The organism is Aestuariibaculum sp. M13 (assembly GCF_024723255.1).
Lineage (GTDB): Bacteria > Bacteroidota > Bacteroidia > Flavobacteriales > Flavobacteriaceae > Aestuariibaculum > Aestuariibaculum lutulentum.
In genome coordinates this window covers 185965-208758 of sequence record NZ_JANIAC010000005.1, presented here as the reverse complement: position 1 = coordinate 208758, position 22794 = coordinate 185965, and the positions used below count along the sequence as shown (strand labels likewise).

Genomic DNA, 22794 nt, shown 5'->3' with positions numbered 1-22794 from the left:
ATGACCGACAAAAAAATAAAAAACGTATTTCAGCAAGGGGCCATTTCATCTGAATTCATTGGCAATTCTATTGCTAAACACCAAACGAAAACAAGCATTGGCGCTCACAACATATTTTTAGGGCAGGTACGTGCCGATGTTATCGATGGTAAAACTGTTTCTGCTATTGAATACACGGCCTACGAAGATATGGCTAACGAAAAATTCCATGAGATTCGCGAATCTGCCTTTGAAAAATTCGATTTAACCTGCATGCACATTTACCATAGTTTAGGCACAGTGAAAGCAGGCGAAATATGTTTATTCGTTTTTGTCTCTTCACCAAGAAGAAAAGTCGTTTTTGAGGCTTTGGAATATATCGTAGAAGAAATAAAAGCCCAGGTTCCTGTTTTTGGAAAGGAAATTTTTGAAGACAACACGCATCAGTGGAAGAAAAACAATTAAACCCATTAACGATTCAACATACCATGGTCGATATCACAAATAAAAACACCACACTACGTATTGCTTCAGCTCAAGCTATTGTAAAAGTAAGTAAACCTGAAACCATTGAAGCTATAAAAAATGATACGGTTCCAAAAGGAAACGTTTTAGCGATGAGCAAAGCCGCCGGATTACTTGGCGTAAAGCGTACACCAGACATATTACCAGATTGCCACCCATTACCTATTGAATACACAGGCGTGGAATACGAGATAAACGGATTAGAAATTACCGTGTTATTCACTGTAAAAACCATTTACAAAACCGGCGTTGAAGTTGAAGCCATGCATGGCGCCAGCGTGGTCGCTTTAAATATGTACGATATGCTGAAGCCAATTGATAAAGGCATCGAAATTCACGCGATTAAATTACTAAACAAAAAAGGTGGCAAGTCTGATTTTAAAAACCGTTTCAGAACAGATATCAAAGCCGCTGTTATTGTGTGCTCCGACACCATTTCGGCCGGAGAAAAAGAAGACAGAGCAGGAAAAGCTATTATTGAAAAACTGGAAGCGAGTAATGTAAAAATTGAAGATTATATCGTGATTCCCGATGAACTGGAAATCATTCAAAATAAAGCAAAAACTTATCAGGAAGCCGGAATTGATTTAGTGATTTACACAGGTGGTACAGGACTTTCAAATCGCGATGTAACTCCTGAAGCCTTAATCCCAATTTTAGACCGACGTATTCCTGGCATTGAAGAAGCTATACGCAATTATGGACAGGAAAGAACGCCCTATTCTATGCTTTCCAGAAGCATTGCTGGAACAATAAAAAACACCTTAGTTCTAGCTTTACCTGGATCAACCAATGGTGCCAAAGAATCGATGGACGCTGTCTTCCCTTCGGTTTTACACATCTTCGGGGTATTAAGAGGTGCCAGACACGATTAAACACAACTACATTTAACCTGAAGGTAAACTAAAATTAACTTCAGGTTAAATGCCTTTGGTTTCTTTAGAGGTAGTTTTACGGATTAAATTTTTCCTAATGAATTACCTAATTAGCATTATAGTTTTTCAGGCTATATTTTCATTTATCCTTTTAGCATCACAAAGAAACAAAGACACTTTCGAGAAACTTATTTCTCTTTTCATGTTTTTTATTTCGTTGCATTTATCAACAAAACTTACTTTTTTAGTATTTCTTAAAAACAACCCGGTATACTATAATGTCCCTACAAGTTTTAGTTTTGCCTACGGCCCTATACTCTATCTGGCGACAACATCTTTAAAAGAAAAAATAACTCTAAAATCTATTTTATTACATTTTAGTCCGTTTGTTGTTTCAACAATCAGTTTCATTGTTATTTTATTTCAAATCAGCTTCTATGATAACCACGGATTTTTAGACATCTACGAAGTCTTTATACTTTCAGAAATTGCCTCTTTAGGGATTTATCCAATTTTAAGTCTAAAAAAACTAAATAGCTATAATGAAACTATCAAAAAGGAACGTGTTAAGTTCTTAAAGATACTATCTTACATTTTTGTAGCACTGGTTTCCTTATTTTTCATCATTATAATTTTATCGCAATTCGGATTATACATCAACGCCAGATTAACCTATGTATTTTTCCTAGCAACCTCTATAACTGTTGTTCTTTTTAAAATTAAAACCTATCAAAACCCGGAATACGTTTCTACTACAGCGATAACAAATGAAACAGAAGAACAGAAATACTCGACTTCCAATTTAAGCGATTCTGATTTAAATAACTATAAAACCAAAATTGAATCTTATTTCAAATCTAACAAGCCTTATTTAGATCCTGAACTCACACTTCTGCAATTATCAAAACGATTAGACATTCCAAAACATCACGTTACTCAGGTATTAAATACAGGCTTCAATAAGAATTTCTACCAGTTTATTAATGAATATCGTGTGAATGCGGTGGTTCAAAAACTGTCAAATTCTAAACAAAACGAAAATATTATAGATATTGCTTTCAGTTGTGGGTTTAATTCAAAATCTACCTTCAATACCTACTTCAAAAAAGTAACCGGACAAACACCAAAATCGTTCAAACAAACCCTTTTTTTTGCTAGTTAACTTTTTGTTAATGAAGAACATTAAATTTCTTAACAAAACACAAATACCTACAAATCATTTAGTTATAACGAAAATAAGTTCGAATTATTTAAGACATACGTTTAAAACGTCCTTCTCAAGTACAACAAACCTTTTTCATTGGTATCGATATAATATTTGCATCAAAAATTAATCAAAACCAATTTTTAAATGAAAACAAAACAAACACTTTTAAACTATTTCGGACTACTATTAGTCTTTTGTTTAAGTGGACGTGCTATGGCACAAAATGCAGAAATTATAGGTTCTGTAAAAGATGAACTGGGAGCTCTTCCTGGTGCAAACATTATTGTTAAAGGAACTACTAATGGTACCAACACAGATTTCGACGGGCATTTTAACATTACCAATGTAAACCCTGGAGAATTAACACTTGTTGTATCATATATAGGATACAAAACTCAGGAAGTTGAAGTCGTTGCCAGAAAAAACGAACCTGTAAATATTGGAGACATTGCATTAAGCAGTGGAAATGAATTAGACCAGATTGTTATTCAGGGTAACAACTTACCAAATCAACAAAAAGCCTTAAACATCAAGAAAAACTCTATTGCTATTATGGAGGTTTTAGCTTCTGACGCTATTGGTAAATTACCAGACAGAAATGCCGCTGAAGCCGTACAACGTGTTTCTGGAGTTTCTATTGAACGTGATCACGGTGAAGGCCGTTACGTTATTGTACGTGGTACACCAATCGCTTGGAACTCAACGTTAATGAATGGTGACCGTATGCCATCGACTGAAGGAACATCTGATAATACCGGTGGAACACGTACGGCGCCTTTAGATATTTTCCCTTCAGAAATGATTAAATATGTACAACTTTCTAAAGCGATTACCCCTGATATGGAAGGTGATGCGATTGGAGGTTCGGTTAACTTCATTACCAAAACAGCGCCTTCTAAGAAAACCTTAAACGTAAACTTAGGTTACGGCTACAACAACCAGGCTCAAAAACCAATCCAGAGTGGATCTTTAGTTTATGGTGACCGCGTAGCAAATGGAAAAATAGGATTCTTAGTATCTGGAACCTACTGGAACAGGAACTGGGGTACAGATAACTACGAGTTAGTTTACGACCAGGATAACCAAGCGATTAACAACCTACAGTTACGCGACTATTTGGGAGCAAGAACCACAACAGGTTTAAACACAGGGTTAGAGTTTAAACCAAACGATAACAACACCTTATACTTAAGAAGTCTTTACACCAACTTCAAAGATGAAGAGTCTGCAGTAGAGCATATCTTTAACTTTGATGATAGCGATATGGATGTTCGTGTAAGACACGGTATTGTAGATATTAACATGCACGGTATCGAGTTTGGGGGTGACCATAAATTCAATAACGGAAAGTTCGATTTAGACTGGAAATTATCGACCTACTCAGCCGAAATGGGTAACAAAAAAGTAAAAGGTTCTGATGCCAATACCGAAGCGTATTTAATGGCGACATTCTCTACTCCTGTTACTTATAACAACTTAACAAGCGACGGATACAAATTCTTAGATATAGATTCACCGGCTGGATACAACGGCGATCACTACGATAATATTCAACCGTATTTAGACGCTCCTGTTACAGCAGATCAACTACTACTAAACAACAAAATGGCTTATCCTGCCTTCAGTTTAGAAGACGATTACACCGCTAAATTAGATTTAACATACAACGCTAACGACAAATTAAGAATTAAAGTTGGTGGTAAGTTTAAAAGAATGGACTTAGAACGTGGTACCCCTTACACTTACAGCTTATATTTAGGAAATTACTACGGTGCTCCAATTGCGATGAGTGATTTTGAAACCAGAACATTCCCTTCAAGAGGCGGTTATTTATCGGAAATTGGAAGTCCGTACAACAACGTATTAGTTGAAAACACAATCCGCTTAGATCAAATCGATAATTTATTTACCGATGAATATGATGCGAACCCGTTATTCTACAACATCAAATTTGACGAAAACAACCCATCTTCAGCAGGTTCATTCTACTCAGGTTACGAGCAAGTAATGGCTGGTTATGCTATGGCTGATTACGATTTAACAAGTAAGTTAAAAGTTATCGGAGGAGTTCGTTACGAACACACAAACTTAGAGTATAAAGGTCACTCTGTTGTAACCGATGCTGATGATAATACAACTATTGAAAAAGTAAAGAACAACAACGATTTTGGTTCTCTTTTACCAATGGTTCACTTAAAATACCAGGCTCAGGACAATTTAAACGTGAAGTTTGCCTACACAAGAACGATGGCACGTGCTAACTTCTCTGAACTTAATCCTACAGAAACCATTAGTTTACTAACAACTCCAAACACTATTAGTCGTGGTAACATTAAATTAGAACCTACTTACTCGAATAACTTCGATTTAATTGGAGAATACTTCTTTGAAAATGTAGGGATTTTAAGTGGAGGTGCTTTCTATAAAGCCTTAGAAAATGTAATCTATACAGGAAGAAGTTTCCAGACTATCAATGGCAATTTATTTCAGGTTACACAACCACAAAACTCTGAAACAGGATGGTTAGCAGGTTTCGAATTAGGATTATCTAAACGTTTAACATTCTTACCAGGTATCTTAGGAGGATTAGGTGTTGAAGCGAATTATACGTTTGCTGATTCTGAAATGGAAGTACCAATGTATACAACCAATGCGTCTACAGGAGAAGTTGAAGTTTCAACAACGACAGAGAAAATCCCAAGTCAGTCGAAACACATCTTTAACGCATCATTATTTTACGAAAAAGGACCTTTATCATTCCGTTTAGCTGGAAACTACAAAGACGCCTCGTTAGCTATGGTACAAGGAAACCCTGAAAACTACCGTTGGTACGGTAAAAACTTGACGGTAGACTTTACTGCTTCGGCCAACCTGACTAAAAACATGAAGATCTATGTAGAGCTTAACAACTTAACAAACGAGCCGTTAAGATACTACCAAGGGGTTTCAGAAAGACCAGAACAAACAGAATACTACTCTATCAGAGGTTTATTCGGAATCAACTATCAAATATTTTAGTACTTATGTTAAGACAAACAATATTCAATCTATTAATTTCAGCAAGTTGTGCGGTTAGTTTAACCGCACAAACTTCAGAAAACAATAAATCCTACGAAACTCACGTAAATTTAGAAGGTGAAGACAACTTTAGAGATATGGGAGGTTTTATTGGAGCCGACGGAAAACGGGTATTATACCGAAAACTATTTCGTTCAGGAGAACTTTCAGCTTTAACCGATGCCGATCAGGAAACCATTAAACAATTAGGCTTAGAGCAAGTCATTGACTTGAGAACAGCCCATGAAGTTGAAGAAAAACCAGATCGCATTCCTTCCGACATTAAAATGTACTTCTATCCTCTAATGGCAAATGACCCATCTGGAAAAACAGTTAATGCAGAATCTTTTATCGTCGATGTGCTTTCCGGAAAATACAGTGCAAAAGAAAAAATGCTTGAATTTTATGGTACAATAGACACCCAAAAGAAAAAAGGTTTTGAAACTGTATTTAACTTATTAGAGACAGGCAAAACTACACTATGGCATTGCCAGGCAGGTCAAGACAGAGCTGGCATGACAGCCGCTTTAGTTTTATGGTCGTTAGGAGTAAATAGAGCCGACATCGTTAAAGATTATTTAGCAACTAAAACCTATCTTGCAAAATCTTACGAACAATATCACAATTATATTTCAACCAAATATGGTAAAGAAGCTTTAGAAAAACTAAAGAAAAACTTTGGTCCAAGTGAAGCTTTCATAAATGCCTTTTTAGATAACATAGAAAAGGAATATGGAAATGTTGATACTTTTCTTGAAACCATTCATGTCGACGTCAATAAAATGAGAACTAATTATTTAGAGTCATAAAACTCTATTTTCAAAAAATAAGTATCAAATCAAATGATAAATAAAAAACATATAAAAGGCCTGCTTAGTGTTGCCAGTATAGCCGTATTTGCGGCTTGTGCAGAGTATACAAAACCAGAACGACCAGAATACACTTTAAACGAAGTTATTTATGTCGATAAATTACCTGAAAAAGATTACCAATTAACTCTAAGAAGCAAAGGTAACTGGAATGTATATTCGGGTAACAGTTTTGAAACTATAAACTGGAAAGCTCCTGTAACACTTTCTAACGAAAACAAAATCATAACTATTAAAAACAGCACTCCTAACCAACGTTTAGCTTTTGCTGCAGTTAACGGCAAAGATACTTTACACTTAACCGAACGTGAAATCGATTTAGAAAACAGTGTAAACTTTAGAGATTTAGGAGGTATTCCAACCCAAGATGGCAAACACACAAAATGGGGCTTAATTTATCGTTCTGGCGAATTATCAGATCTTACAAACGAAGATTTAGCCTACATGAGCACTATCGATATTAAATCCATTTTGGATTTTAGAACCAACGAAGAAATCGAAGAAAAACCAGACATGTATCCTAATGGTGTGCAATGGTTTCATGTGCCTGTTGGAAATATGGGAAATGGCAATATGAAAGAAATGTTTGGAAAACTGAGAGAGGCCAATCCTGAAACGTTTGACGGCGGTAAACTTATGGAAGACATTTCAGAAGATTTATTAAAAAGTAAAGACGCCTTTAAAACCCTTTTCAGTGATTTACTAAATAACGACAGAACACCGTTATTATTCCACTGTACCGCAGGTAAAGACCGAACAGGACATGCCTCAGCTTTAATTTTAACGGCTTTAGGTGTTGATGAAGAAACCATTTATAATGAGTACACGTTATCAAACTACTTTAGATATGATAACAACGAAGAAACCATTAAAAAGGCTGCAAAATTCTACGGTATCGACCAGAGAATTTTAAGACCAATGATGAGCGTTAGACGTTCATATTTACAAACAGGTATGGATATCTTAAAAGCCGAATATGGCTCTGTACAAAACTATCTTGAAACCGAAATAGGACTGGATTCTACCGCCATTTCTAAATTGAGAAATAAGTTCTTAGAATAAAACTAACTATAGGTTGAATCGGGATTTGAAAAGATTGAATCTCCGCAACCGAAAGCAATTTGAGTTAGTCATTTTCATTTTGTTAAAAAGCCACAATTTTTATTGTGGCTTTTGTTGTTTTTAAGTGTAAAACAATAAATTCAGCTTAAATCAAATATTTCCTTTTAATTACTGCATCCTTTATAAATTCTATTATATATTTGATATGCATTGACTATTGAAAGGCTTATTCGTAACTTTATTAAAAGCCAATTTGCAGGAGATTTAAAATGAGTTCAACACCTAAAAACATATTACAGGACAATTTTGGTAGAGACCACGCCTATTTACGTATTTCACTAATAGAGCGCTGTAATTTACGTTGTTCGTATTGTATGCCGGAAGAAGGTGTGCCTCTGTCTCCTAAAAGCCATTTAATGACTTACGAGGAAATCTACGAGATTGCTAAAACCTTTGTAAAGCATGGAGTCTCTAAAATCAGACTGACAGGTGGAGAACCTTTGGTTAGAAAAGATTTCCCAGTAGTATTAGAAAAACTGGCGTCGTTACCTGTAGAACTTTCCATAACATCTAATGCTGTTATTATTGATAAGTTTATTGAAGTTTTAAAGACTAATAATGTAAAAAGTTTAAATATTAGTTTAGACTCTTTAAATCGAGATAAATTCAAAGAAATTACACGTCGAGATAACTTTGAAAAAGTCTACAATAATATTTTACTTTTGGTTAAAGAAGGTTTTAAAGTTAAACTGAATGTCGTTTTAATGAAAGACTTTAACGACAATGAAGTTATCGATTTTATTAATTTCACGAAGACCTTACCTATTACTGTTCGGTTTATAGAATTTATGCCTTTTGATGGTAATAAATGGGATATGAGTAAAATGGTATCTTACAGCGATATTATGAATATTGTTTATGATTCTTTTGATGAAACTCAAGTAGAACGTTTAAAGGACGCTCCTAACGATACCTCTAAAAACTATAGAATAAAAGGATATACTGGTAGTTTTGCCATTATTAGTTCGGTTACCAATCCGTTTTGTGATTCTTGCAACCGACTGCGTTTAACAGCTAACGGACAATTAAAAAATTGTTTGTTTTCGGCTACTGAATCTGATATTTTAGGAAACCTTCGCGCCGGAAACTCCATAGAGCCAATTATTGAGAAAGCTGTAAAAGCAAAATTTAAAGTGCGTGGCGGTATGAATACTTTAGAAAAACTCCAGGAACCAGAACGCCACAACAAAAACCGAAGTATGATAACTATTGGCGGGTAGTTACGATCTCTTTAAAAAGAAACAAGGAAGCCAAAAATGACTTCCTCGAAAAAGGGTTAAAATTTGGTACCTAAACCAAATGTTGAGAGAGTAACCCCCAATACACTAACTTGTTTCCATGATGAATTTCTTCACCTTTTTCTGGTATAAATATGCCTTCTTTTCTACTAATTCATGAAACATATTTACACAAACATCAACCACTTTATTAATCCAAATCGATTCTTCTGTTTTCCCACTCAATTCTTCTGTTACATCGTACTCAATAATATCCCCGAAGTTGGCAATTTGATTTAGTTTAGTTAGTTGAGAGACTTTAAGCTCTTCGGGGATATTAATATTTTGAGATACAAAAATTATATTTTTAACACTGTACTTTTCGTTTAATAATTTCTCATGAGATTGTTTTGTGACCACCACCCCATCAGCAAGTTGCATGAATCTATTTAATTGTCTAACCAAAAACTTTGTGGTAGATTTAAATGCATCTTCATTATAAATCTCATGCCAAACCACAACATTTGGTATTTTCTTTAGCTTACATACAAAGGGTAATAACATTCCTAAAGCATTAGCTATTTTATTGTCTCCAAACATAGACTTCTTAAAATCGAACAATACAGCGTCTGGTTTTGTTTCTTTTATTGCCCTGTTTATTGAAAAAACATTAGTCAAACTATTTAAAAACCAACACTCCTTCACCTGTATTTTACATCCCAATTCTGTAAAAAACAACCCTTCCTTTCCAAATCGTTTATTGGTTAATAATACAATTTCCGAAATCAATTCGTTTTGCCTGAAACGTTTAATTAAATGATAAGCATAATCACCTAAAGCATCCTTGCCTATCGGGTAATTTGTTATTATTGCAATTCTCATTAAACTTCTGGATTTTGTATATAACAAATGTGTCTTTTTATTACTTAAAAACGAGGATATCTTAGCCGGAATTCCTGTTACTATAGACGAATGGTAATTTTGTTTAGTTGAATAAAAAGCTATAAGTGTAGAATAGACATATATATTTAAAATACACCCCCTAAATTAAAAAAGGCAAAAACGAAAGTTTCTGCCTTTTCAAATAGAAGTTTTGCTATTAATCATTCAAACATAAACGTTCCTCTATTTTATTGTCGTATGGCCTACCAAACCATACGCTAACACATTATTCGGTAAATAACACAACTTAAAAAAATATGAAAAGTTAAAACACTTAAAAATAACCCTAACATTGTTATTTACCTGTAGCAAATATAAATACGAATAGAAGGATATCTGCACCTTTTTCGCCGAATGCCATTAAAAGTGTAGATGAATGGAAGTAATCGAATGTTAAGTCGTTATAGCAGATTTAACCTATTCATCAATTCAGGACGGTTTGAACGGCTTACTGGTACCACGTCTTTCTTTATAAGCACACTATTATCCTCAATATCAACAATTTCATCAACATTAATAATATACGAACGGTGTACTTTTAAAAATAAATCGGTCGGTAATTTTTCTTCAATCTTTTTTAAGGTTGAATGTACCGTATAGTTTTTGGTTTGGGTCTTTATATTTATATAATCGCCTTTAGCTTCAATAAGGTAAATACTGGGAATGTCAATCTTTATCAAGCGTCTGTCAATATTCACATAAAGATCGTTATCGGAAGCTGTTTGCTCTTTGGATTCTGATTCTACCACAGCATCCTGTTTTAATTCTGTTTTTTTTGCCTTTAAAACAGCTTTTTCAAAACGCACAGGTAATACCGGTTTTACAAGATAATCAACTATACAATCGTATTCAAAGGCATCAATGGCAAACTTAGAATCCGATGTGGTTAAAATAATTTTAGGTGGATTTTTCAATGTTTGAATAAAATCGAAACCTGTAAAATCGGGCATGTGGATATCAAGAAAAATCAAATCAACCTTATTTTGGTTTAAATATTTCATAGCCTGAATTGCATTCGGAAACTCTTCCAGAACAGTTAAATCTTCTGTTTTAGAACATAATTGGCTAATTATAGCTCTTGCTGTTTCTTCATCATCAATAATAATACAATTCATAAAACTCGATTATAATGTTTTAAGGTAATTGGTTAGGTTCATTAAAATAGCTTCAAACTCAGTATGCAAATTCGCATTACCTTCTCTCAAATTATCCTCGAATGCAACCGCTGTGTAATAACTTTTTTCGAGGCCCAAAATAAGGATTTTATGTTTAAGTTTATGGACATTATCTGCTGCTTTCTGGTATTCTTCCGACTTTAAATTATATTGAAACGTTGCTATTTCTTCAGGAAATTCTCGTTTAATGATATTTATAATCTTGTATTCGAAAGCCTTATCGCCTCCAGACATACTTTGAATGTATGACATATTAGGCTGTTCCATTAGTTCCTTTTTTTAATGTAAAGAAAAATGTAGTGCCTTTATTAGGCTTACTTTCTAACCAAATTTTACCATGGTGCAGTTCAACAATTTTTTGTACAATAGACAATCCAATACCCGTTGAATCATGACTCTTTTTTAAAGCATGAAAAACCTTAAAAATTTTCTCATGAAACTTTTTATCGATACCCATTCCGTTATCCTGAACTGAAAATTGATAGGCCTCGTCTAACTCTTCAAAAGAGATATAAATAAACCCTTTTTCTTTATCTATAAACTTAATAGCGTTGCTTATTAAATTCTGAAATAACTGCTGTATTTTAGTTTTATGTCCGAAAACTACAGGTAGAGGCTTTAAAATATAAACTGTTATGTGTTCTGGAATGAATAGTATCTCAATTAAATCCTGAACAACTTCCTGAACATTAACGGGCTCTTTTTCGTTTTCATAAAATCCGACACTGGAATAGGCAAGCACATCGGATATTAATTGCTCCATGCGCTCTAAAGTAGTTTCTATTAAACCTAAATTCTGAATGGTGGGCGCATCTAATTTCCCTTTGTTATCATCTTTAATCCAACTCACCAAAGCATTTATACTACGCAAAGGCGACTTTAAATCGTGAGATACAATATGTGCATATTCCTGTAATTCGTTATTACTTCGCTCTAAAGCCCCCAGAAGATCTACCTTTTCGCGCTCTAAACTTTTTACATGAGTTATATCTAAATGAATACCGATAGTTCCTATCATGTTGCCGTTACTATCAAAATTTGGCGCAACACTAACTAACCAATCGCGTTCTTCACCACGTTTGGTAATCATTTTTATTTCATAGGAATCGGTTAAACCCTGATCGCGATTTCCACGTTTTTCTTCAAAGAATTCCTGATCAAATCTAAATAAGTTTTTAGCATCTGAACCTATAAGTTCTTCGGCCGAATACCCTGACATTCGCAAGAAGTTTTCATTGGCAACAATAATATGATCTTTTAAATCGACTTCTACCAAACCCAGATTCATTTTTGTAATGACGTTTCTGTACTTTAAACGTTCCTGATCCAGAGTTTCTCTGTACTGACGCCTTACCGTAAAATCTTTATACGTCCATAAATGCCCCTTCAGCTCACCATTTCTAAAAACCGGAACATAATCGCGTTCAAAAACACGACCATCAACCATCTCAAGTTCTTCCGCCGTAACTACTTCTCTATGGTTAATTATGGTATTGATTCTATTTACAAAAGCTTCAGGTTCTTTAAACAAATACTTTGCCTCTTCGGCAGCGTTTCTGCAATCTACACCAACAAGTTCTTCTGGTTGTAATGGAATTTTAAAAAATTCACAGAACTTATTATTGGTAACGATAATGCTTCTGTTTTCATCTTCTAATAAAATACCTTTGTCAAGATTTAGTATTACCGTTGCCAGTCGGTCTTCAGATTCCCTTAGTTTTTCTTCTGCTTCTTTGCTTTTAGTAATTTCTCTAATAATACCTTGTGCTGCTACAGGGCTACCATTTTCATAAAGTATATTGCCATTAATCTGAACAATTTTATATTGCTGTAACGGGGTTTTAATCTTTAATTCGAAATTGGTAATTATTCCCTCATTTAAAAGCTGTTTAAAGGAAATTTTAACCTTTTCCAGATCTTCCGGATTCACCATAGACATCAGGTTATAACCAATTCCGTCTCCATTAAAGTCTAGTATATTTCGGGCGCTTTCATTCATTTTAAGAATGTTTCCCGATAAGTCCATTATAAGGTATGCATCGACAATACTTTCACACCCAACCTTCAGGCCATTTTCAGTATTATCTAATCGTTTTTTAACTTCAGACAATTCGGTTTCTGCAGAAATACGCGCAGCCTTTTCTTCAGCTAATTGCTGTTTTAATATGTCAATCTCATCTTGACGCATTAATATTGGTATTAAAAATTAGGGTATGACGTTTTATTTCTATTAGTAAAGTAACGATTATTACACGAGAATTGAAAGATAAAACGTAAGATTTACTTTATAAATTTGTACAGAATAACAATAAGGTCTAAAAATGAAGAATTTACCTTAAACCCTGATAAGCTCATTCATGCTCCAGTATTTCAATAAGCTTTCAATTTTTAAAACATACTCGTCGTACTTTAACGGCTTTAAAACATATCCTGCGATGCCAATTTTATAGCATTCTAACAAATCTTTTTGATTACTTGACGTGGTTAGAACAATAGTAGGAACATACTTTAAAACATCATTATTTTTAAGTATTGTTAAAAACTCAATACCGTTTATTTTCGGCATATTTAAGTCTAACAAAATAATGTCTGGAAGATTATTTTTTTGTTCTAAAAAAATAAGCGCATCTTCTCCGTTATGCGCTTCTATAATATTATGATTTAGATTTAAAGACGAAATTGCCCTATTCAATTTCATCACCTCGATGGCATCGTCTTCAATAAGTAATATGTTTAACACGTTGTTCATGAATAAATCCAATCAAAATGAACTTCAAATGTATAAGTAATTCGCTCAAATAGCATTTGATTTCGTTAATTTCAATTTTAGTGTAGACGAATAGCTGAAAAGTGTCGGTGGATGGATTTTAAATTTTATTATTTCACAAATACCTTTTTTTCAAAACTGCTTTTAGGTGCTTCGCAAATGGAACATTCATACATTTCCGGTAAATTTTCAAAAGGTGTATTAGGAACAATATCCTGTGTAAGGTCTCCGTAAGCTGCATTATATATGGTTAAACAATCTTTACACTGATATACTTCTTCTTCACTCATATCTTTAATGACATTAGTTTCCACTTCCTCTTCACGCTCCATTCCCAATTGTTCAAAATACAATTTACTTAATTCCATAAGTAAGCCGGGAAGTTCAACCTTATCGACATCCTGAACATGCATGATGTATTCTCGTGTATTCGGATCGAAATTCTTGGCATACAATAAATTATAGGTATCTCTAATTATAAAATCACCTAAATTCTCTGGTTGCTTGTTTTTTTCAATAACTATGGAGGTAAAATGATAGGTTTTACTCTCGTAATTAGAGATGCCAAAAGTTAGTCCATAGGTACTAATATCATTCTGATCGAAATTGGTAACCAGATACTTTTTAAGATTTAAAGCAGCAGCATCAAAAACCGGCAAATGCCAGTTTAATTCGAGCATAGAGTGACGTACATTAATACCATAACTTCCTAAAAAGCGTTCCCATTGTAATTTAAATTTCATTGGAATACCTTTTACAATAAAGGATTTCCACGGCGTAATTGAAATTTTACCAATTTTATTTTCGGCACATAAATCGCACATCGCCTTTAAAAACCTGATGTCGTAGCGGTTATTCCTCCAGTACAATCCTAACCAATATTTATCGCCAAAACGATTCATACCTTCATAATAAGGAAACGGATAAAAAGGCACTTCCAAAGGTCTGTCTACTGTTCTGTTATTGGTATCTACAGCATCACTAACCAGCTCAAAAAGGGTTTCTACATTTTCAGACTCTTCAATTAAGACTTTTTCAATAGCGTGTTCTATTTTATCCATATCCCAACTATAAATCAAAGCCGGATACATCACTGTTTTTTTCCATTCCGGAAGTCTTACATACAAATACCAGTAATCTTCGTGTTCTGAGGCGATAAAGTTTACATTTCCTGTAAACAAAGGCACTAGTCGCTGCTTTGGGTCTGTAATATTGACGCGAAGTTTTAATTTATGCTTAAACTGCTCTAAAACATATAAATACCTATCACTTGTTAACCAGGAGGTACTTGGCAAAATATCAGCAGAAACATATGACGATACAATATTTTCCATACCATCACGCTTGGGTTTAATAAACTTTATTTTATCAAACTGACTAAACTTAGATTCATCTATTTCCTCCGGAAAAATAATATCCTGACGTGAACCAAACGAAATAGCATCTAAACCTAAACCTTCTGCGGCTTCACAAATATATTTTAACTCGCCCGGAGAAAGCACCCCTCCGTTGATTCTTAATCTGTATGATTCTTTTGTCTTGATTTTCATAGTTCTTATGCTAAAACCTTCGTTCCATATAATAGTTCTCTAACCTCAGTTTTACAACTTCCGCAACCTAAACCAGCTCCCGTTTTATTACAAAGTTCGGTAAAGTCTGTACACCCTTTACTAATAGCTTCTTCAATATTTCCGGCGCCTACCTGACTGCATGAACATACCAGTTTACCTAGAACAGGCACATCGTTTGAAGCACCTCGAAGCAAAGTATCCCGTTTATCGGCCATTTCAATTTTACTCTCTACCATGGTTTTAAACTCGGCAAACTCATTTTTATCGCCCATTAAAACCGCGCCAATTAATAAATCGTCCTTAACAATGCATTTTTTATAGTACCGCTTCGAAATATCTGTAAATATGACTTCCTCATAAGAATCATCATTCTCAGGAACTTTAATCTCACCAATACTACACAAATTCAAATCGTTGAATTTTAGAATATTCATTAAAACCGAACCATTGTAGGCACAACTAACATCTCCTGCTATGTAGTTTGAAAGAATATTGGCTTGTTCTTCTGCCGCCGATGTAATTCCGAATAACTGATTGTTATATTCTGCAATTTCCCCAATAGCAAAAATATCTTGATGCGACGATTGTAAATGCTGATTCACCTTAACACCTCGTCCACAAACAATGCCATTTTCGCGAGCAATTTCAACATTTGGAATCGTTCCTATAGCATAAACAATGGCATTAGCAGTAATAAACTTACCACTTTTTAAAGTGATATTTAATTCGCCGGTATCCTCATCATCAAACACCGTGCTCACCTCATTATCAAAATAAATCTGAATACCTCGCTCCTGAACATCTAACGATAGTAACTTACTTGAAATCGCATCTAACTGACGTTCCATTAACCTTGAAGCACGTTGAATAATAGTGACTTTCACTTTTTTATGCTTCATGGCAGCTGCCAGCTCCAACCCTAACAATCCACCCCCAACAATCACAATATGCTGTTCCTCAGGTGGCAATCCGGTGGCGTCTAAATAAGCTTTAAAACTATCGGCATCACTTTTATTACGCATGGTAAATCGGCCGGGAAGATTAATTTGAACATCCTTTGGGATAAAGGCACGGCTTCCTGTAGCCAATATCAATTTATCAAACGTATGTTGTACACCGTGACTATCAGTCACAATTTTATTTTCGGAATCTATTTTATCAATTAAAGTTTCTGGGTGGATTTTAATTTCCAGTTTGTTTAATTCGGTTTTTTTAATTTTCAAAAGTTGTTCCCAGGTCAACTCTTCAGTGATATACTCAGGAAGAAGTACGCGATTATAAAACAAATTAGGTTCTTTTGAAAACACATGAATTTCATCTTCTTGGTTATTTTCTCTATAATTTTGAACAAACCTGAATGCCGCTGCTCCTGCGCCTACGATAATTATTTTCTCTACCGGTTTTTTATATTTTGAAACTGATACACGTGTAAATTTAAAATCAGGCTCCTTCGATTGCGGATCGATATGGGTGTTGGTTAAATTATTAGCCCTATTTAGGTCACTCTGCAATTGTTTTCCCCAGTGCATTGGTAAAAACACCACTCCCTTTCCTATATTTTCAGTAACCTTAGCTCTAACACGTACGGTTCCGTTTTCACTTTTTATTTCGGTAATATCGCCATCTTTAATTTTAGATAAATAAGCATCTACCGGATTAATTTCTAATACAGGTGTTGGATAATGCGTTTTTAAACGTGCCACCTTACCCGTTTTGGTCATGGTATGCCATTGATCTCGCACACGCCCTGTTGTTAATATTAACGGATACTCATCATTGGGTTGAAGCGATGTATTTATAATACCTGCCGGCACATTAAATATTGCTTTTTGCGATGGTGTATAGAATTTTTTATCCTGAAATAACCTTGGCGTTCCTGGATGTCTGTATTCCGAAACCGGCCATTGAAAGGTTCCTTCATTTTTTAATCGGTCGTAATTTAAAAAGGATACATCTATATTAGTACCTTTTGTCATTGCAGCGTACTCATCGTAAATCTCCTCGGCACTATTATAGTTAAACCCTCTGAAACCCATGCGCTGTGCAAAATCACAAAAGATTTCAACATCGGGTCTGGCTTCACCAGGCGCATTAATTTCCTTTGGTAAATACGAAATTCGACGCTCTGAATTGGTCATCGTTCCTTCTTTTTCTAACCATGCAGCAGCCGGCAATACCAAATCGGCGTAAGCTACAGTATCCGATTTATGAGAAATATCCTGAACAACAACGAATTTGGCGTTCTTCATGGCCTTTTCAATACGATGTGTATTGGGTAAACTCACTAACGGGTTGGTACAGGCAATCCAAATGGCTTTTAATTTTCCAGATTCTAAAGCATCAAACATCTGTGTAGCGGTTAATCCCGGGTTTGGTGAAATCTTTTCAACTCCCCAGAATTGCGCCACTTCCCGGCGATGTTCTTCGTTCATTAAATCTTTATGAACCGCCAATAAGTTAGCCATACCACCAACCTCACGACCACCCATAGCATTGGGCTGACCTGTAAGTGAAAATGGTCCGGAGCCAGGTTTCCCAACCTGCCCAGTAATCAAAGACAGATTTAATAAAGCGAGATTTTTATCGGTCCCCACGACACTTTGGTTTAACCCCATGGCCCACATGCTAATAAAGCCTTTAGACAAACCAATAACGTCGGCCGCCTTTCTAATATCCTTTTCGGGAACACCACATAATCTTGAAGCTTCTTTAACCGTAGTTTCACCTAGCTGTTCTTTATATTTATCGAAACCTTCGGTATAATTATTTATGAATTCTTCATTTATTAATCCACGTTCGAAAATGCTTCTTGCAATGGCATTATATAAAATGATATCGGTTCCAGGAATCAATTGCAGATGAATATCGGCAAAATTAGCCGTATCGGTTTTACGCGGATCTACCACAATAATTTTCACATCCGGTTTTTCCTCTTTATGTTTTTCCAGGCGGCGGAATAATATAGGATGACACCACGCTGGGTTAGCTCCTGTAATTAAAAAGCAATCAGCCAATTCAATATCGGCATACGAAATTGGAACACTATCTTCACCAAAGGTTTTTTTATAGCCTACCACCGCCGAACTCATACAAAGTCTGGAGTTGGTATCGATATTATTGGTTCCTAAAAATCCTTTGGTTAATTTATTGGCAATATAATATTCTTCGGTTAAGCTTTGTCCTGAAACATAAAAACCAACACTATCCGGACCGTGTTTCTTTATTATAGATTTAAAAACACTCGCAGCGCGATCTAAGGCATCATCCCAGCTTACACGTTCACGAGGATGTGAACGGCTCCAACGCATTTCTGGATATAAAATTCGGTCTGAAGTGTCGTTTGCCACATAATGCAGGTTCATTCCTTTTGAACACAGCATACCTTTATTTACCGGATGGTCTTTATCGCCTTCTACAATGACTTTATTATTACTGTCCTTTTTAACGATAATACCACATCCTACGCCGCAATACGAGCACGTTGTTTTTACTTCATTTTTTAACATAAACCACTGCGTTTTACACTAATTTAAAACATTTTAGCAACACAAAGTCAGGATACAATCATTATTAGTAATACGATAAAAAGAACCCTTTTCTTTTTTCAATTTACTAATTCAAGCAACTCTAACTTGCATTTCTAAAAGATGATGCTTTATTGAATTTTCAAAATTGAAAAGAGAAAACAGCATCCTTACACTTACAAAATTAAGTATAAATACTTAATTTTAAAAATTAAAAATACGTATAAAACAATAAATACAGTTTCGTTAAAGAATAAAATAACTTTTTAAGAATATGTTAAAAATTGAATAGAATTAAATACCAATATGAAACAATTAACAAATTTAAGATGAACAACAGTTAAACTAAATCGTACTCTTTAGCTTTATTACTTAACTCCATTAGATTTTTAACCTCTAATTTTTTCATCAAGTTAAAACGATGAACTTCTGCAGTACGCTTACTAATTTCAAGTTCTTCAGCAATATCCTTATTATTTTTCAACTGTAAAACAAGTTCAAGAATCTGACGTTCGCGTTTCGTTAAATTAAATGGATCGTTAATTTTTTTCTTAATTTTTGGAGTTTCCTTAACCGCATTACCGCTTACAAAATTATTCATGATAATAGCTGAAACATCTCCGGTAAAATACTTACCACCACCAGCAATACTATTTAATGCTTTTAGAAACTCTTCCTTACTGGCTCCTTTTAACAGATAGCCATCGGCACCTGCCTGAATAGCTTTTACTACATATTCTTCAGAATCGTGCATTGATAACACCAGTGTTTTAACATCGATTTGCTGCTCTTTTATTTTTTGAACAACCTCAATACCATTCATTTCTGGCATGCGGATATCGACAATTAACAAATGTGGATTTTGCTTTTTAATTACTTCAAGAGCCTCAAGCCCATTTGAAGCTTCATCAATGACCTTAATACCATCCTGATCTTCTAAAAGCGCCTTAATTCCATCTCTTACTAAAACATGGTCATCGGCTAAAACTACATTTATAACACTCATAATACTATCAATTTAATCACTAAAGCGACATTTAAAATTTAGAAAGTTCTTTATTAATATTATTTCAGCTAAGCTACTCAATATTTAAATGACACAGAAAGAACCTACGTAGCAAAAATATAAAATTTAAGTGAAAATACTTACTCTTTAATAGGAATATTTAAAGTTACCCGCGTGCCTTTATCTATTTCAGAATGAATAAAAAAGCGCCCTTCTATGTACTTTATACGTTCTTTCATAAAGGTCATCCCCATACCTCCATCACCTTCTTTTACTTTCTTAACCTTCGAAGGATCAAACCCCTTTCCGTTGTCATCTATAACAATACTAAGTATATTTTCACTATGTGATAACGACACTAAAATATGCGTAGAATTGGCATACTTAATCGCATTATTAATAGCCTCCTGAACAATTCGGTAAATATTAATTTCAACCAGAGAATCCAGACGCTTATTAAAGTCGGTTTTGTTAAATAGTACAATATTTTTCCCTGTTAATTTTGCCAACTCGTGCGTTAACTTATTTATCGCTGGAACAATACCATGATCGGTTAATTCTGGTGGCGTTAAGTTAAAGGTTGCCGTTCTTACTCCCTTAATAATATTAGTGGTTAACTCCTTTAAATGCTCAATTTTTTTAGCTGTCTTATCAATATCTGAAATATCAATACTTTCCAAATTATACTTTAATCCGGTAAGCATTTGTCCAATACCATCGTGAACATCCTTTGCTATGCGATTTTGTTCCTTTTCCTGATTTTCAATAATCTTACTGGAGATGATTTTCTGCTGATCCATCTTCTCCTCAAAACTCGCTTTAGTTAGGCGTTCTATTTCTAACTGTGCTGCTTTTCTGGTAGTAATATCGGAAGCAATAATTAAAAGTTCTGGGCGATCATCGCTTGGACTAAATGGAATGATAGCCATCTCTAACCAGATATCTTCATGATCTTTTGTAGTTGCTTTAACCTCGCCTTGCCAACCGGTTTTCTTACTTTTTGAAATGATACTTTCTAAAACCAACTGCTCTTTTTCGTGCACAGAAATCACTTCTGAAAAACTTGTAGTCACATTAAATCCTGAAAACTTAAACAATCGTGAAAATCGTTTTCCAATATGAACCACATTTCCACTTTGAGTAATACGAGCAAACAATAAAGTTTCATCCATGGCGTGATTTAAAGCACGTAATTCACGCATCGATTTCTCTTTGGCTACACTCAGTTCGTCAGCATCAATAGCCATTTGCTTGGCACGTTGTTCTGCCGATAATAATTCTGCCAAAGTCGCTCTAACCGACTTTGCTGTTGGCCAAAAAATGAATAAAAATTCAGCCAGTAAAATGATAAGCGTTAAAATAGTAAGCAACATCTCCAAACGACGTAACCAGCTCACTTTTTCATTAGCTTCTAAATCGTATTGATTTACAATTTCGTCCATCACAGACAAAAACTCACCTTCATTCTGCCTAACCTTTTTAATATCTTCAGAAAAAGCCGAATTCGGTAACGGCGGGACATTCTCAATATCTTCTATGATTGTTTGAGCCGAACGACTTATCGTATTGAATATAGGATTTAACTTTTGAAACTTATCTGAAATAACAGTACTATTATTCCCTGGAAGCCCTAAACTTTCGCTTCCTTCCTGAAGTGAATAATGCGACGTTTCCCAAAGTTTTAAGGTCGCCTTTATTTTATCTTTAAGTAGAATACGCTCTTTTAATTCCTGCTCGACTGAAAGTGCAACAATGTCCTTTGTAAGCTTCTGACTAAGCATACGCTGTCTTCCCGCAATGTTAATAACGGTCGAGTCACTTTGTTGCGCATTTAAATGCTTGCGAATAAGAATCTGGCTAACAATTACCGAAAGCGCAATGGTACTTAGGGCAATAATATACAAACGGCTTAACTTATCAAACGTACGCTGATCTAATGAATTACCGTTATTTGTCATTTTTAAATACTGTTTAAGAAATCGCTTGTTTTACCAAGGCTAAACTTTTATCTGAAAACTTAATTTTCAAGGCTTCCTCATGTCCTTCATCAGACATTTTAACCCATGTTTTTTGAAGAATATCAATAACCTTTTCATCTTCATGCTTAGCAGCAAATTCTTCAAAATAATAATCTAAGAACACCAGACAAATGACATCTTCAATAGTCTGACTTTCTTCATTTTTCTTGATTAATTTTTTATTAATTAAAAACGAAACGCGATCAATAAATTCATCTTCATACCCTACTTCCTTTAAAATTTCCGCAGTTAATTCGGCATGCATTTTTTTTAGAGTTTCTCGCCATTTTAAATACCCTACGCGATCCATAGGATACTCGTCTCTTGCAATTTTCCATCGGCATATATGTTGCGCTCTGGCTGCCAATTGCAAGGCTCTTGATGCATTCGGCTTAAACTGTAACAGTTTTTGAGACATGCGTTGCGAGTATAACAATTCTTTTGGAAAATCTAAACCATGACTGTGATACACATTAGGATCTTCTGAATTCTTTTTATCTATTAAGGCTATTGCCGTTTCAAATCTTGTTGGTTCCATTTGGTTTGGTATATATTAGTCTGAAAAGCCAATATACACATTTCCATCTTTAATTTTAACAGGATAAGTCGCAATTTTTAAATCATCACCGTTTAAATTAGAACCGTCTTCCAACGAAAAATTCTTTTTATGCATCGGGCAGGCTACTTTTGCGATCCCATCCTTATCTCCCACCATTCCTAGAGACAACACCATTTCCATTTTATGCGGACAAAGATTTTGTGCGGCATACCACTTATTTTTTCTAACAAAATTATAAACCGCTATCTGCTTGGTTTTGTACTTTATACAGGCTCCGCTATTCTCCGGAAAATCGGCAACGGTTCCCACTTCAAACCACGTTGTAACATCGGCTTCGGTTACTGTATTGTATTGACTAAGTATATCTTGCATTTTTAATAT

General features: G+C 34.7%; 18 protein-coding genes. 7 read left to right on the top strand and 11 right to left on the bottom strand.

All coding sequences use genetic code 11. The features are described from left to right. From NO995_RS16330 to moaA, 7 genes are all read left to right on the top strand, one after another. Complete coding sequence (locus NO995_RS16330; protein ID WP_258228428.1) at nucleotides 1-444, top strand: molybdenum cofactor biosynthesis protein MoaE; 444 nt, start codon at nucleotides 1-3, stop codon at nucleotides 442-444. Between the two features lie 23 nt (nucleotides 445-467). Next, a complete protein-coding gene (gene moaCB, locus NO995_RS16325; protein WP_258228546.1) occupies nucleotides 468-1379 on the top strand; it encodes a bifunctional molybdenum cofactor biosynthesis protein MoaC/MoaB in 912 nt (303 codons plus the stop codon). Nucleotides 1380-1476: 97 nt separating this feature from the next. Next, entirely contained in the window at nucleotides 1477-2541 is a 1065-nt protein-coding gene (locus tag NO995_RS16320) for an AraC family transcriptional regulator (protein ID WP_258228427.1), read from the top strand. A gap of 189 nt (nucleotides 2542-2730) precedes the next feature. Further along, a complete protein-coding gene (locus tag NO995_RS16315) occupies nucleotides 2731-5604 on the top strand; it encodes a TonB-dependent receptor (protein ID WP_258228426.1) in 2874 nt (957 codons plus the stop codon). A 5-nt stretch (nucleotides 5605-5609) separates the two neighbouring features. Beyond that, entirely contained in the window at nucleotides 5610-6452 is an 843-nt protein-coding gene (locus NO995_RS16310; RefSeq protein ID WP_258228425.1) for a tyrosine-protein phosphatase, read from the top strand. Nucleotides 6453-6485: 33 nt separating this feature from the next. After that, the gene (locus NO995_RS16305; RefSeq protein WP_240573248.1) at nucleotides 6486-7574 is read left to right on the top strand and encodes a tyrosine-protein phosphatase; all 1089 of its coding nucleotides are present in this window, start codon (nucleotides 6486-6488) and stop codon (nucleotides 7572-7574) included. A gap of 269 nt (nucleotides 7575-7843) precedes the next feature. Beyond that, nucleotides 7844-8854, top strand: coding sequence for a GTP 3',8-cyclase MoaA (gene moaA / locus NO995_RS16300; RefSeq protein ID WP_240573249.1), 1011 nt, complete (start codon nucleotides 7844-7846; stop codon nucleotides 8852-8854). A gap of 105 nt (nucleotides 8855-8959) precedes the next feature. Here the strand turns inward: moaA and NO995_RS16295 are convergent, their stop codons facing one another. The 11 genes from NO995_RS16295 to nirD all read right to left on the bottom strand — a co-directional run bounded on the left by NO995_RS16295 (nucleotide 8960) and on the right by nirD (nucleotide 22785). Then, the gene (locus NO995_RS16295) at nucleotides 8960-9733 is read right to left on the bottom strand and encodes a hypothetical protein (RefSeq protein WP_258228424.1); all 774 of its coding nucleotides are present in this window, start codon (nucleotides 9731-9733) and stop codon (nucleotides 8960-8962) included. 461 nt (nucleotides 9734-10194) lie between these two features. Beyond that, nucleotides 10195-10908: a LytTR family DNA-binding domain-containing protein gene (locus NO995_RS16290; protein ID WP_258228423.1), complete on the bottom strand. Its 714-nt coding sequence runs from the start codon at nucleotides 10906-10908 to the stop codon at nucleotides 10195-10197. 9 nt (nucleotides 10909-10917) lie between these two features. Next, on the bottom strand, nucleotides 10918-11235 hold the full coding sequence (locus tag NO995_RS16285) for an Hpt domain-containing protein (protein ID WP_258228422.1): 318 nt from the start codon (nucleotides 11233-11235) through the stop codon (nucleotides 10918-10920). Further along, a complete protein-coding gene (locus NO995_RS16280) occupies nucleotides 11222-13156 on the bottom strand; it encodes a PAS domain-containing sensor histidine kinase (RefSeq protein WP_258228421.1) in 1935 nt (644 codons plus the stop codon). The genes NO995_RS16285 and NO995_RS16280 overlap by 14 nt, the downstream gene beginning before the upstream one ends. 147 nt (nucleotides 13157-13303) lie before the next feature. Beyond that, a complete protein-coding gene (locus NO995_RS16275; RefSeq protein WP_258228420.1) occupies nucleotides 13304-13717 on the bottom strand; it encodes a response regulator in 414 nt (137 codons plus the stop codon). 128 nt (nucleotides 13718-13845) lie between these two features. Continuing rightward, nucleotides 13846-15285: a rubredoxin gene (locus NO995_RS16270; RefSeq protein ID WP_258228419.1), complete on the bottom strand. Its 1440-nt coding sequence runs from the start codon at nucleotides 15283-15285 to the stop codon at nucleotides 13846-13848. Between the two features lie 5 nt (nucleotides 15286-15290). Then, a complete protein-coding gene (locus NO995_RS16265) occupies nucleotides 15291-18812 on the bottom strand; it encodes a nitrate reductase (RefSeq protein WP_258228418.1) in 3522 nt (1173 codons plus the stop codon). A 358-nt stretch (nucleotides 18813-19170) separates the two neighbouring features. After that, on the bottom strand, nucleotides 19171-19836 hold the full coding sequence (locus NO995_RS16260) for a response regulator transcription factor (RefSeq protein ID WP_240573257.1): 666 nt from the start codon (nucleotides 19834-19836) through the stop codon (nucleotides 19171-19173). A 140-nt stretch (nucleotides 19837-19976) separates the two neighbouring features. Next, complete coding sequence (locus tag NO995_RS16255; protein ID WP_258228417.1) at nucleotides 19977-21794, bottom strand: ATP-binding protein; 1818 nt, start codon at nucleotides 21792-21794, stop codon at nucleotides 19977-19979. A 13-nt stretch (nucleotides 21795-21807) separates the two neighbouring features. Beyond that, a complete protein-coding gene (locus NO995_RS16250; protein ID WP_240573259.1) occupies nucleotides 21808-22392 on the bottom strand; it encodes a DUF4202 domain-containing protein in 585 nt (194 codons plus the stop codon). Nucleotides 22393-22407: 15 nt separating this feature from the next. Beyond that, nucleotides 22408-22785 carry a nitrite reductase small subunit NirD gene (gene nirD / locus NO995_RS16245; protein WP_240573260.1) on the bottom strand — a complete coding sequence of 126 codons (378 nt, stop codon included), beginning with the start codon at nucleotides 22783-22785 and terminating at the stop codon, nucleotides 22408-22410. Nucleotides 22786-22794: the final 9 nt, after the last annotated feature.

Excerpts from the sequence above, each read along its gene's own strand:
- NO995_RS16330 (WP_258228428.1), top strand. The coding sequence starts at position 1 with ATGACCGACAAAAAAATAAAAAACGTATTTCAGCAAGGGGCCATTTCA.
- moaCB (WP_258228546.1), top strand. The coding sequence starts at position 468 with ATGGTCGATATCACAAATAAAAACACCACACTACGTATTGCTTCAGCT.
- NO995_RS16320 (WP_258228427.1), top strand. The coding sequence starts at position 1,477 with ATGAATTACCTAATTAGCATTATAGTTTTTCAGGCTATATTTTCATTT.
- NO995_RS16315 (WP_258228426.1), top strand. The coding sequence starts at position 2,731 with ATGAAAACAAAACAAACACTTTTAAACTATTTCGGACTACTATTAGTC.
- NO995_RS16310 (WP_258228425.1), top strand. The coding sequence starts at position 5,610 with ATGTTAAGACAAACAATATTCAATCTATTAATTTCAGCAAGTTGTGCG.
- NO995_RS16305 (WP_240573248.1), top strand. The coding sequence starts at position 6,486 with ATGATAAATAAAAAACATATAAAAGGCCTGCTTAGTGTTGCCAGTATA.
- moaA (WP_240573249.1), top strand. The coding sequence starts at position 7,844 with ATGAGTTCAACACCTAAAAACATATTACAGGACAATTTTGGTAGAGAC.
- NO995_RS16295 (WP_258228424.1), bottom strand. The coding sequence starts at position 9,733 with ATGAGAATTGCAATAATAACAAATTACCCGATAGGCAAGGATGCTTTA.
- NO995_RS16290 (WP_258228423.1), bottom strand. The coding sequence starts at position 10,908 with ATGAATTGTATTATTATTGATGATGAAGAAACAGCAAGAGCTATAATT.
- NO995_RS16285 (WP_258228422.1), bottom strand. The coding sequence starts at position 11,235 with ATGGAACAGCCTAATATGTCATACATTCAAAGTATGTCTGGAGGCGAT.
- NO995_RS16280 (WP_258228421.1), bottom strand. The coding sequence starts at position 13,156 with ATGCGTCAAGATGAGATTGACATATTAAAACAGCAATTAGCTGAAGAA.
- NO995_RS16275 (WP_258228420.1), bottom strand. The coding sequence starts at position 13,717 with ATGAACAACGTGTTAAACATATTACTTATTGAAGACGATGCCATCGAG.
- NO995_RS16270 (WP_258228419.1), bottom strand. The coding sequence starts at position 15,285 with ATGAAAATCAAGACAAAAGAATCATACAGATTAAGAATCAACGGAGGG.
- NO995_RS16265 (WP_258228418.1), bottom strand. The coding sequence starts at position 18,812 with ATGTTAAAAAATGAAGTAAAAACAACGTGCTCGTATTGCGGCGTAGGA.
- NO995_RS16260 (WP_240573257.1), bottom strand. The coding sequence starts at position 19,836 with ATGAGTGTTATAAATGTAGTTTTAGCCGATGACCATGTTTTAGTAAGA.
- NO995_RS16255 (WP_258228417.1), bottom strand. The coding sequence starts at position 21,794 with ATGACAAATAACGGTAATTCATTAGATCAGCGTACGTTTGATAAGTTA.
- NO995_RS16250 (WP_240573259.1), bottom strand. The coding sequence starts at position 22,392 with ATGGAACCAACAAGATTTGAAACGGCAATAGCCTTAATAGATAAAAAG.
- nirD (WP_240573260.1), bottom strand. The coding sequence starts at position 22,785 with ATGCAAGATATACTTAGTCAATACAATACAGTAACCGAAGCCGATGTT.